Annotated in this window: 6 protein-coding genes; 5 read left to right on the top strand and 1 reads right to left on the bottom strand. The window is 69.8% G+C overall.

Features of this window, described 5'->3' with window-relative positions; genetic code table 11:
- Positions 1-48: 48 nt before the first annotated feature.
- The gene (locus tag OWM54_RS23920; RefSeq protein WP_223783881.1) at positions 49-531 is read right to left on the bottom strand and encodes a hypothetical protein; all 483 of its coding nucleotides are present in this window, start codon (positions 529-531) and stop codon (positions 49-51) included.
- 297 nt (positions 532-828) lie between these two features.
- On the opposite strand from OWM54_RS23920, the gene OWM54_RS23915 reads away from it, so the two are divergent.
- From OWM54_RS23915 to OWM54_RS23895, 5 genes are all read left to right on the top strand, one after another.
- A complete protein-coding gene (locus tag OWM54_RS23915; protein WP_267698989.1) occupies positions 829-4,209 on the top strand; it encodes a peptidoglycan-binding protein in 3,381 nt (1,126 codons plus the stop codon).
- Between the two features lie 406 nt (positions 4,210-4,615).
- Entirely contained in the window at positions 4,616-9,082 is a 4,467-nt protein-coding gene (locus tag OWM54_RS23910; protein ID WP_267698987.1) for a discoidin domain-containing protein, read from the top strand.
- Between the two features lie 92 nt (positions 9,083-9,174).
- On the top strand, positions 9,175-10,353 hold the full coding sequence (locus OWM54_RS23905) for a hypothetical protein (RefSeq protein WP_267698985.1): 1,179 nt from the start codon (positions 9,175-9,177) through the stop codon (positions 10,351-10,353).
- 61 nt (positions 10,354-10,414) lie between these two features.
- Complete coding sequence (locus tag OWM54_RS23900) at positions 10,415-11,662, top strand: TIGR02996 domain-containing protein (protein WP_267698984.1); 1,248 nt, start codon at positions 10,415-10,417, stop codon at positions 11,660-11,662.
- 191 nt (positions 11,663-11,853) lie between these two features.
- Positions 11,854-12,345: a hypothetical protein gene (locus OWM54_RS23895; RefSeq protein WP_223751195.1), complete on the top strand. Its 492-nt coding sequence runs from the start codon at positions 11,854-11,856 to the stop codon at positions 12,343-12,345.
- Positions 12,346-12,361: the final 16 nt, after the last annotated feature.

Here is a 12,361-nt window from a genome sequence, read left to right as displayed (position 1 = left end):
CCGTGACGTGAAGCCCCGGGAGGCACCTCGCGTGCCTCCCGCGCGGCGCTACTCCACCACTTCCAGCCCACCGTTGTCGGCGGCGATGGCGGTGAACGCGCCCCAGTGCAGCAAAGCGTTGCGCAGCGACTTGCCATCGTGCGGGAACGACTCGAACCCGGAGACCACGAGCTCGCCGCGCGCCTCGACCGCCTGACGCAGCTCCGCTTGCGTGTCGTTCCAGCGCTCCTGGAGCGTAGCGAAGAACTCCGAGGGCACCTCCTCCTGCATGAAGCGGCGCATGCTCCGCGAGATGCGCACGCACTCATCGGGGTCGAACTGGTTGCCCGCCTCACCGAACCGGTCCATCGCCAGGAGCTCCGACCCGTCCGCAGGCTCCTCGGCCACGACCCCGAGCAAAATCATCGCCTCGATGAGCATGTCCAGCTCGACGTACCGCAGGCGGTAGTCGACCGGATGCTCCGGGTCGAGCGGCGGATACCAATCCGGCAACGAGTCGGGTGGCTCGACGATTCTCAGGGTGATGGTCATGGGACGCCTCCACGTGTGTCGTCCCTCTGGACTCTGGAACCCGCGGCAGAACCCGTCAACGAGCGTGGGACCGGTGGGTCCCGTCGACCCACCGTGACGAATACACACGCTCTCACGAACCGAGATTCATTGGAGCCACACACGTGTCCGCAATGGCTTCGTGATTCATCCGTATCGGCTTCGCATCCGGTATGTTCCGCCGGGACGGCGTGACGAGACGCAACACCGCGTCACGCCAGCGGATAATCCAGCCAGGGACACCACGTCCCGGTGATGTATCAGAGGGGGAGTCACAACATGCGTGTCGACGGCTCATCACGCCCGACGCAATCCGTCTCATCCGAAGGCGCAACTGAAACAGCCCGGACCGAGACCCGCACCGAGAACAACGTCGTCAAGGAGGAGTCCTCTCGCGCGGAGGGCTTCGATTCGACCTCCAGCTTCGAGGAGGACAACGGCGGCGCGGTCCACCGCGAGCGGCTCCAACCGCCGCCGCCTCCACCGCCACCTCCCGAAGAGAAGGAAGAGGAGCCCGCCCCCCTCCCGCTCCGGGACCTGAAGCGCGGCGACACCGGCCCCGACGTGAAGGCGGTGCAGGACGCGCTGGTGAAGCTGGGCTACCTCACCGAGGAGCAGGTGGCCACGGGCCCCGGACAGTTCGGCCCGAAGACCGAGGCCGCGCTGGAGCGCTTCCAGGCCGAGCACGGCCTCACGGCCTCCGGTGACTATGCGGGCAGGACGCGCGAGGCGCTCGGCAAGGCCCTCACGGAAGCGAAGTCCTCCGGCGGCGCGCGTCGCCCCGCCATGTCCGCCGAGGACGCGTTCATCACCCAGTTCACCTCCGAGTACAACCCGACCGGCCCTCGCGGCAGCACCAACTGCGGCACCGCGAGCCTCGCCATGTCGCTGGCATACACGGGCCACATGCCCGCGGGACTCACCAAGGAGCAACAGGTCGACTACGCGCGCGCGTTGATGAGCCCGCGCCGCGAGAGCGAGTTCACCTACGTGAAGGCCTCCGACGGCACCCGCGTGCCGCAGCTCGACCGTGACCGCGAGCTCACCGGCGGCACCATGGTGAGCGACGGCGTCAAGGGCGCGGGGCTCGACGCGCGCTACGGCCAGGGCTGGGAGGAGCTGGACCGCCAGCTCGCCGCGGGCAACCCCGTGGTCGCCAACGGCCGGACGAACGCGGCCTGGCGCGAGCAGTTCCCCGAGCGCATGGGCTCCGGCGACATCGGCCACCTCAACGCGATTCTCGGCAAGACCTCGGATGGGAAGTACCTGGTCGCCGACCCGCTCCACACCGGCGGCCCGGTGGCCATGACGCGCGAGCAGCTGGGCGTCTTCTTCTCGCCCACGCGAGGACAGCCGTCCTTCACCGCGCTCCAGGGTGCCTCCACGAACCCGGCCGCGGACGCGGGTGCACGCGCGGGAGGCAGCGTGGGCGCGGCGGTGGCGAAGCGCCTGGAGGACGCCGCCCGCGACGTCCCCGCGCCGAAGCCCGAGCCCTTCCTCCCGAACCCCGGCGTGAGCAGCGTCGGCGGCTCCGGCACGGACGTGAAGACCCGCGCGGCCCAGGACGCGAAGGCGCTGGAGGCCACCCTCCAGACGAGCCTGGAGCAGGGCGCGCGTCAGTTCGAGCGGCTCATCGCCAGCAACCCGGACCCCGTCTACCAGGAGGCCTTCGTTCGCGCGGCGGAGCCGTCCCTCGCGAAGATGGGCCAGCTCTTCGCCGGCGTGTCCCCGGAGACGAACCGCAAGCTCCATCCGCCCGGCGCGCAGAAGCCGCCGGACCTCAATGACCGCAAGGTGCTCGAGAAGCTCGCGAACGAGGAGACGCGCATCGAGCACGAGACGTACTACGCCCTCGCGCGCGCCACCGAGCACCTCAAGGACCCGACGGCCGGACGCGTGGGCAAGGCCTTCACGCGCGACGCGCCGCCCACGCTCGTCAACCTGTCGCTGACGAGCGCGGTGCGCACGTCCCTCAACTTCGGTCTCGGCTCGCGGCTCGCGTTCGACATCGAGCGCTCCCTCAGTCGCGAAGAGGTCATCCCCCCGGGCAGCACCGCGCCCTCCTACGGCACGGCCCAGGCGGCGCTGCACCAGACGCTGTGGAGCACCCTCGACGGCATCCGCGGCCAGTTCACCGCCGCGGCGGACAAGGCGCAGCTGCACCAGCAGCGGCTCACCGAGCTGCTCAGCGGCCCCGCCGCCGTCCTCTCGCCCGAGCAGCAGAAGGCCTTCATCGACACGTACCTGCGCCAGGGCAGCGTCCAGCAGGACCTCGCGGAGCACGAGCGCCTGGGCAAGCTGCTCTCCACCGCCGCGCCGGATGGCGTGCCCGTGGGCTCGGACGATGCGCGCGTCAAGGCGCTCGCGCGCGAGCTCCCCCGACTGGCCGAGACGAAGGGCGGCGCCGAGTACCTCGCCGCGCAGCTCACCGCGAAGGCGGAGGACAAGCCGCTCTTCCTCGACGTGGTGGGCGCGCTGAAGGACGGCAAGGACTTCGACGAGAAGCTCGCGCTCGCGCTGGTGAAGAGCGCGGGCACGGTGGCCCTCATCTCCGCCGGCGACAAGTCGCCCGCTGAGGCGCGGAAGGTCTTCGACGGGCTCGCGCGCTACGCCGACGTGTTCGGGATGAAGTCGAGCGACATGAAGTCGTACTTCCGGCTGCTGCGCGACATCAAGCCCGGCTCCACCGACGCGCAGGTGCTCGAGACGACGAAGTCGCTCAAGGCGCTGCTCACGGACCAGGAGACGGGCCTGCCGTTCGCGCCGGACTCCCCTCGCGGGCAGGCGCTGCGGACCCTGGGCATGCTCGTCACCACCACCGCGTTCGTCGGAGACGCGACGGGCTGGAGCCAGGCGGACCTCGCGTCGAGGCTCAAGGTCGTCGGCGACGGCCTGAGCGTCACTGGCGACGGGGCCACGGTCATCACCAGCGTGCTCGGCAACACGGCGCGCTGGTCCTCGGCCGTCTCGGCCTTCGGCAAGGTGTCCGCCCTGGGCGCGGTGCTGGGCGCGGCCGGCGACGCGATGCAGAGCCTCCAGTTCCTGCGGAAGGGCGACGGGTGGAAGGCCGCCTCCTCGGGAGCCCAGGCGCTCGGCGGCGCGCTGATGGCGGGAGCCTCGCTGTTCGGCATGGCGCCGGGCTTCCAGATCCTGGGGGCGGCGCTGTTCCTCGGCGGGCTCGGGCTGAAGTACCTGGACCCCGCGGACGCGCGCCTGCGCGAAGAGCAGGTGAAGCTGCTCACCGCCAGCGGCATGGCCCCGGGACTCGCGAAGGGCCTCATCCACCTGGGCCCCGACCTCCTCGACAGCCGCCTGGTCCAGGGCGCGGGCATGTCACCCGAGCAGGTGCAGACCTTCCTCACCGCGCACCCGGACGTGGCCCAGGACTCCCTCCACCTGGACAGCCTCGCCCAGGCCGCCAGCGCGATGAAGATGAAGGGAGCGCACTTCCAGGAGTTCCTCGAGCGGCTCGCCAAGGCCCACGGCGTCGACATGGCGACGCTCGGCCGCGAGGTGCACACGCTGTTCTTCGGACACCCGCCCTCGGGCGGCGCGGGCGGTGGTGAGCAGTACCGCTCCCAGGGCGACGAGTTCCGCGCCTGGGTGCAGCAGCGCACGCCCGACGTCGCCGCGTGGGCGAAGCAGCACGAGTCGCCCTGAGCAGCGCCCTCCGGTCCGGGAGCGCGGCCCGCCTCGCCGCGCTCCCGCCCCGAGGCGAGCCCTCCACTCCACGTCTCGGGACAGCGATGAGCGCGGGGGCGCCGAGGAGCTCCCTCGCGCCGCGACGCCGTCGGTACCCGACAGCCGCACGCGCCACGTCCGCGCCCCCTCGGGCTCACTGTCCGCGACGCGACGCGGCGGCCACACACCCTGATGGAAATCCTGCATGGCCGCGCCGCGGGCATTTCTCGACTTAACGCGTTATCAGGTCCTGGTTTGACTTTCTTTTTCGTCCGAAGAAATAGAATCAGCCGCGAAAGGAAAGGACCGCTCGGACGCAGCCCCATCCCGGTATGCGTTTGTTCATCCCATCCCCCACTTTCTCCAGCGGCCCGCTTTTCATTCCATGCGATTACCAACTCCTCTCTTGCAGGCACTGCACCGTGTCAGGAATGCGCTGACGCGAGCATGCGCCGTGGCGGTGGTGGTGGGTGTGGCGGGGTTCGCCTCGGACGCGAGCGCCCAGGCGGGCAACCTCGCCCTCAACCGGCCCACGGTGACGTCGTCCTCCGAGCCCGGGCTCGGGGGCACCTACGCCGTGGACGGAGACGGCGGCACGCGCTGGGGCAGCGCGTTCACCAACAACGAGTGGCTCTACGTCGACCTCGGCGCGAGCACCTCCATCAACCGCGTCGTGCTCACGTGGGAGACCGCGTACGCGCGTGCCTACACGGTGCAGACGTCCACGGACGCGACGAACTGGACGGACATCCGCGCGGTGACGGACGGCGACGGCGGCACGGATGACCTGACGGTGACGGGCACGGGCCGCTACGTGCGCATCCTCTGCACGCAGCGGGGCGCCATCGACTACGGGTACTCGCTGTGGGAGCTGGCCATCTACGGCGGCGGCACCTCCACCACCGGAGACCTGGCGAAGAACCGCCCCGCCACGGCGTCCAGCGTGGAGGCCAACGCGGCGCACCTGGCGCCCGGCTACGCGGTGGACGGCAACACGACGACGCGCTGGTCCTCGTCGGAGGTGGAGGCCCAGCCGTGGATTCGCGTGGACCTGGGCAGCGCGCAGACCCTGGGCAAGGTGGTGCTCAACTGGGAGGGCGCCTACGCGGCGACGTACGTCGTCGAGGGCTCGACGAACGACTCCACCTGGGCGCCCCTCGCGTCCAACATCACCGACGGCGCGCCGGGGCGGCGGGAGGTCACGGTGTCGGGCTCGGCCCGCTACGTGCGCGTGCGCGCGCTCACCAAGGGCACCGGCTACGGCATCTCCCTCTGGGACTTCGAAATCTACGCGCCCGGCCAGGGCCCGCAGGAGCCGCAGCCGCAGACGACGAACCAGACCATCAAGTTGATGTTCCCGGAGCTGGCGTACGCGAAGATCAACGTCTCGCCCGCGCCGGTGAGCGTCACGCCGACGCCCGAGGAGGGCAACACCACGCCATCGGTGCGCAACCCGCCCGGTCCCTTCACGTACGAAATCACCTTCGCGCCCAACACCACCGTGACGCTGTCGAAGAACCAGTTCTCCCCCACCGCGCCCAACACGGACATCCGGCTGGTCGTCACCGCGGCCAACGGCACGGTGCTGCGCGGACAGAGCGTCACCGCGCTCGCGGTGCAGGGCGCCGAGTGGAAGGTGGAGATCTATTCGACGGGCACCGGCCCCGACCGCGACCGCACCATCATCCCGGACCCGTATGTCGCGCCCGCGCCGCCGCCCGTGTCGGGAGCATTCGCGCTCGTCGCGCCGGCCAACGCCGCCATGGTGACGAGCACGCGCCGTCCCACGCTCCAGTGGGCCGCCGTCTCCGGCGCGGCGAACTACAAGGTCTACCTGAACATCAGCCGTGACGACTACGACTGGATGGCGGCGGGCAGCCTGCTGGACCGCTACACGCTGATGACCACCACCACGGCGACGTCGTGGACGCTGGACCGCGACTTGCCCGACCGCTGGACGTACAAGTGGTACGTGGTGGCCACGCAAGCCAGCGGCGCCACCAGCCGCTCGGACCTGCGCACCTTCAGCCTGTACCTGCCCGTCGTGGAGACGGCGGACGACGGCGTCGCGCTCATCAACGGCATGCGCGACTTGAACAAGAACGGCGTCATCGACCCGTACGAGGACTGGCGCAACCCCATCGCCACGCGCGTCAATGACCTGATGGCGCGGATGACCCCGCGCGAGAAGGCGCTGCAGATGTTCTACGAGGCGAAGACCTTCCCCGAGGCGGGCTTCACCATGGGGCCGCTGAGCCCCACGGACATCGTCGCCTTCCAGCGGGCCTCCGCGGCGACGCGGCTGGGAATCCCGAACATCGACGCGGGCGACTCCATCCACGGCTTCAAGACGAGCTGGCCCACACAGCCGGCGCTCGCGGCCTCGCGGGACCTGGACACCATCTACGAGCTGGGTGACATGCAGCGCCGCGAGCAGCTCGCGGTGGGCAGCCGGGGCACGCTGTCGCCGCTGGCGGAGGTGGGCACCAAGGTGCTCTATCCGCGCATCCAGGAGGGCAACGGCGAGGACGCGGACCTGGCGGCGGGCATCACCCGCGCGCTCATCGCGGGCCTGCAGGGCGGCCCCGAGGTGAACCCGCACTCCATCTGGGTCACCACCAAGCACTGGCCCGGCCAGGGCGCGGGCGGTGAGGCCGGCATCACCTACGACGGCACCACCATCCACTACCACATGCGTCCGTGGCACGCGGCGCTGGAGGCCGGCACCAGCGGCATCATGCCCGGCTACGCGGGAAGCTGGCTGCTCGGCCCGGAGGGCTACGGCGCGGGCGACAGCGTGGGCATCCTCAACTACCTGCGCGTGAAGCTCGGCTACCAGGGCGTCATCTGCTCGGACTGGCTGCCGTCGGGGGCGTGGGTGCGCTCGGCGACGGCGGGCTCGGACGTCATGGGCGGCGCGAACCCCGCGCAGATGGGCGACTTCGAGACGGCGGTGCCGATTGCCCGCATCAACGAGTCGGTGCGCAGGATCCTGGACCTGAAGTTCCGCCTGGGCATCTTCGAGGACCCGTACCGCCGGGGGCCCGCGGGCACGTCCGAGTGGCACACGGCGGACCACAAGGCGCTGGTGCGCCGCGCGGCGCAGAACGCGATGACGCTGCTGAAGAACGATGGTGCCTTGCCGATCCGGCTCGGCGCGGGCTCGAGCATCGTCGTGGCGGGGCCGTGCGCGGACGCGGGGCCGTGCATGGTGACGTGGCGCTCGGACTTCCACGGCACGGAGTTCGGGGACCTGACCATCTACCAGGCCATCAAGCAGCGCGCCGAGGCGGCCGGAATCACGGTGTACAAGGACAACGCGCCCGCGGGCGTGACGCCCAGCGCCGCCATCGTCGTGGTGGGCGAGAGCTACTTCACCCACGGCACCGAGTGGGACAAGGAGAAGCCCTACCTGCCCGGAGACCCCATCGGCCCCGCGCACGACGCCAAGTGGGGCAACCAGTACGGCCTCATCACGGGCTTCCGCGCGCGCAACATCCCCACGACGACGGTGCTCATCCTGCCGCGTCCGTACATCCTCACCAACGTGGTGCCGCAGACCAACGCGTTGCTCGTGGCGTACCGGCCGGGAGACTCGGGCGGGCCCGCGGTGGCGGACGTGCTCTTCGGTGACGTGTTCCCGCGAGGCAAGCTGCCCTGGCAGCTGCCGCGCTCGCTGGACCAGATTGGCACCGACGTGGAGAACAACCAGTTGGAGCAGTGGGACCTCCCGTTCGACCTGGGGGCCACGGCGGCGCAGCGCGCGGAGATTCGCTCGCGCATCGCGCAGGGCCTGCCGGTGCTGCCCATCTACGGCAACCCGCTGTTCCAGTACGGCGCGGGCATCGAGGGCTTCGGGCTGTCGGACTCGACGCCGCCCACGGCCTTCACGCTGCTGACGCCGGCGCCGGGCTCCACCCTCACCACGCGGCCGAACTTCACGTGGACGGCGAGCAGCGACCCGCAGACGGGCATTCACCGCTACGAGGTGTTCCTCGACGGCAGCCCGTTCCCCGTGGCCACGACGCGCACGAACTCCGCGCCGGTCATCAACGCGGCGCTGGGCAACGGCCAGCACACCTGGTTCGTGCGCGCGTACAACTGGGCGGGCGGCGTCACGCAGTCGGCGACGGCGACCTTCACGCTCAACGACACGGCGCCGCCGGCGGCCTTCGCGGCGCTGGTGCCCTCGGCGGGAGCGTCGGTGCCGGGCGCCTCCACCACGTTCATCTGGGAGCAGACGACGGACGTGGGCGCGGGCGTGTCGAAGTACGTGCTGGTGGTGGACGGCGTGGACAGGACGCCGGACGTGACGCCCAAGGCGTACGTGGGCACGACGACGAACCTGGCGCTCGGGAAGAACGTCTCCGCGACGTCGTCGGAGTTCGGCAGCCCCAACGACGCGGTGGACGGCAACGCCACGACGACGCGCTGGGCCAGTCGCACGGACGTGCCCTCTCCCAACACCGAGTCCATCACCGTGGACCTGGGCGCGGTGTACTCGCTCAAGCGGGTGAACCTGCTCTGGGAGGCGGCGTACGGGAAGCAGTACGCCATCGACGCGTCGGTGGACGGGGCCACGTGGCGCACGGTGTACACGGAGACCAACGGCAACGGCGGGCAGGATGACCTGACGGGGCTGAGCGGCGTGGGGAGATACGTCCGCATGCGCGGCATCGAGCGCGGCACGGGCTACGGGTACTCGCTGTGGGAGCTCGAGGTGTACGGCGTGGGCACGGAGCAGGCGACGCTCACGGGCCTGTCCACGGGCAGCCACACCTGGCGGGTGCGGGCGGTGGACGGGGCGAACAACGCCACGCTCTCCAGCGGCCCCATCACCTTCACCAAATAGTCCGCTCCTGGAAATCACGGAGCGTGTGGCGCGTACCCCAAGAAGAGGTCCCTCCGCATCCGTGGAGGGACCTCTCTAGAGGGGGAACCACCATGCAGCTCCAGCGAATCCTTCCCGCCACGCTCGTCTTGCTGACCACCGGCAGCGCGAGCGCGGCGGACTTCCATCCCATGACGCCGACGGTGTGCCACACGCAGGTGGCGCCGCTGTTCACCACGGGAGGCCAGTACCTGGACCCGAACAACGGCGTGCGGCAGGACGCGTGGTCCATGCTGATGCGCTGGCAGGGCAACATCGCCTCGACGCCGGTGTCCTACAACGTGGGGACCTTCACGGGCCTGAGCGTCCCCGCGCCCTTCTCCGCGTGGCAGCGGGGACAGCAGCCCGAGTCCGCGTCGGGGACTCCCGCGGCCCAGGTGTACTGCCACGACGCGGGCATGTTGCTCAACACGTGGACGTCGCCCACGTCGACCCCCGTGGAGGGCGGCGGCTACAACGACATGTTCGGCTACGCGTGGAGCCCGGCGAACCGCCCTCGCCCCTTCAAGCTCTTCACGGCGCGCAACGGCGTGCTCGGGATGTGGCCCACGGAGCTGGTGCTCCAGGGGAACATGGCGGTGCCCCTGGTCACGGGCTGGAACTCGCCCGACGGGGGCACGACGTGGAACGGCATCAGCAACCCAGGACCCGGGGACGTCTACAACTCGGGCGCCGCGCAGCTGAGCATGTTCGCGTACCTGCGCGACACCTCGCATCCGAACCTGCGTCCCATCGGCGTGCTCGCGGGGGCCTACGCGAACAACATCCCCACGTCGCCCTGTCCCGCCCATGGCCGGGCCACCATCCTCTACGACTATCCAAACGGGGCCTGGTTCACCGGCAACGCCCTGTGCAACACGGACCTGTCCACCGTGCGCTACACGGGCGCGACGAGCACCAACTCCCAGTTCTCGGACCTGCGCTTCTTCCGCGTCCACTACACCCGGCAGAACCTCATCAATCTCGTGCAGCGCATCAACAACCAGCTGTGCACCGTTGACGCCGCGGGGAACCTGGAGACGGGCAAGTGCAAGTGCTCGAACCCCGGGGTGACCTGCCCGCCCATCGGCTACTCCATCAATCCGGATGACTACGTCATCGAGTACACCGGCGTGCTCGCGGAGATCACCAAGTGCAAGCCGGGCGAGGAATGCAGCACCACCAAGGCCGACCGCCAGATTTCGATGACTTCGCGGGTGAACGGCTACGGCGCGTTCTGGTACGTCCCGTAACGCGACTCCCGGGGCTCGCGTCCGTTCTCCTCGGGGAGCGGACGCACAGGTGTGGGGAGTCATGTCGAAACCCAGCTACGAGAAGGTGCTGGAACGGGTCATCCAGGTGCTGGATGACTTCTTCTCGGGATTCGACCCGGTCACGCCGGCTCCTGCTCCGGTGCACGATGTGCCCCCGGAGCTTCGTGAGCCGGAGCTGGAGGCCGCCATCCTCCGTGAGCCGGAGGACGACGACGGCTATCTCGTCTATGGGGATTGGCTGCAGGCGCACGGAGCCCCGCGCGGCGAGCTGGTGGCGCTCCAGCATGCGGCGTTGCTCGCCACGGGGCCCGAGAAGAAGGAACTGGAGAAGCAGGTCGGCGACTTCCTGGAGCGCCATGCGCAGAGGTTGCTCGGGGAGCTGTACTTCCGGGACAGCCTCCATCCCTCACGCTACTCGGGACTGTCGAGCGGCCGCGTGTACTGGCACTGGCACCTGGGCTTCATCCAGCGGGCGTGGCTCGGGAGCAACCACGCCTACTCGCTGGACGTGCCTCGGGTGCTGACGGAGCTGCTCACGCATCCCTCCGCTCGCTTCTTGCGTGCGTTGACGGTGGGGTTGCTCGACAACGACGCGGATTCGAATCACTACGAGGGCATCCTCCAGCACATCGTGCGACACGCGCCCGCGACGCTGCGGGAGCTGAAGGTCGCGGACGTGCTGGAGAACGAGTTCGGCCTCTCGCGCGTGCGGCTCGGGGATGTGTCGTCCCTGTACGCGGCGCTGCCGAGGCTGCGCACGCTGACGCTGCGGGGGAACATGGTGCTGGGCGCCATGCACCTGCCGGAGCTGCGGGAGTTGACCCTCGAGACCTCGGGGCTGTCGCGCGAATCCCTGCGGTCCATCCTGTCGGCGAGCTGGCCGAAGCTGGAGAAGCTGGTGCTCTGGTTCGGGTCGCCCGAGCACGGGGGTGACGTCACGTTCGAGGACGTGCGGCCGCTGCTGGAGGGCACGGGGATGCCGAGGCTCGTGCACCTGGGGCTGTGCAACGCGGGGTTCACGGATGCGGTGTGCGAGGCGTTGCCGTCGGCGCCGGTGCTGCGGCGGCTCACGCGGCTGGACCTGTCGTTGGGCACGATGACGCGCGTGGGTGCGACGGCGCTCTCGGGGAACGCGGGCGCGTTCACGCATCTGGAGATGCTGGTCCTCACGGAGAACCTGTTGGACGAATCGAGCGTGGAGGCACTGGAGACGCTCGGCCCCGAGGTCTGGCTGCAGGACCAGCGTGACGCGGGTGGGTCCGCGCCTGTCGTGGCCTATCGGGACTGAGGGCCCTGCGGCGCGAGTGACAAGCTGTCACGACAGGCTGTCATCGTGCGGGCGAGGAGGGCTGACAGGACAGGCTCTCGTGGGATGCGCCCTCGCCTCAGGCGGCGCGGTCCTCAGAGTGAAGACGTGCCCTGGCATCGTGATTGCTTTTGTCCCGTGCACCCCCGCGATGGGGAAGGAGGCAGGACACGATGAGTTGCTCATTCCGGAAGCAGATGTGTCAGTGGGGCAGTGCCATCATCCTGGCGAGCGCGCCGTTCGTCTCGTTGGCGAGTCCGCCGGTGGATGTTCCCCAGGCGGCGCCGAACTTCGTCCAGGCGCTCTCTCACGGGCCCGAGGACCTCGAGGTGAAGGCGACGGGGGAGAACACGTACTCGGTGCGGCGCAACCCGAAGGCGGAGCACGAGAAGACGTGCACGCAGAGCGGGGACGCGCGGTTCGTGCCTTCGTTCAAGGACGGCAAGGCAGTGGGGTTCAAGCTCTTCGCCGTGCGGCCCGGTTCCATCTACGCGAAGCTCGGGTTCCAGGAGCGGGACGTGGTGCAGAGCATCAACGGCATCACCCTGGAGACGCCGGAGAAGGCGCTGGAGGCCTACGCCCAGCTCGACACGGCGAAGCGCGTGGTGGTGTCCATCGACCGCGGAGGCACGGTCATCCGCAAGACCTACGACGTGGCGCGGTGAGGACAGCCGAAGGCCT

The organism is Myxococcus sp. MISCRS1 (genome assembly GCF_026626605.1).
Lineage (GTDB): Bacteria > Myxococcota > Myxococcia > Myxococcales > Myxococcaceae > Myxococcus > Myxococcus fulvus.
The sequence above is the reverse complement of the archived record's forward strand: the minus strand, read 5'-3'. Positions and strand labels throughout refer to the sequence as shown.

What these genes read in the sequence shown, in the direction of transcription:
- OWM54_RS23920 (WP_223783881.1), bottom strand. Translation starts at nt 531, where the DNA reads ATGACCATCACCCTGAGAATCGTCGAGCCACCCGACTCGTTGCCGGAT.
- OWM54_RS23900 (WP_267698984.1), top strand. Translation starts at nt 10,415, where the DNA reads ATGTCGAAACCCAGCTACGAGAAGGTGCTGGAACGGGTCATCCAGGTG.
- OWM54_RS23895 (WP_223751195.1), top strand. Translation starts at nt 11,854, where the DNA reads ATGAGTTGCTCATTCCGGAAGCAGATGTGTCAGTGGGGCAGTGCCATC.
- OWM54_RS23915 (WP_267698989.1), top strand. Translation starts at nt 829, where the DNA reads ATGCGTGTCGACGGCTCATCACGCCCGACGCAATCCGTCTCATCCGAA.
- OWM54_RS23905 (WP_267698985.1), top strand. Translation starts at nt 9,175, where the DNA reads ATGCAGCTCCAGCGAATCCTTCCCGCCACGCTCGTCTTGCTGACCACC.
- OWM54_RS23910 (WP_267698987.1), top strand. Translation starts at nt 4,616, where the DNA reads ATGCGATTACCAACTCCTCTCTTGCAGGCACTGCACCGTGTCAGGAAT.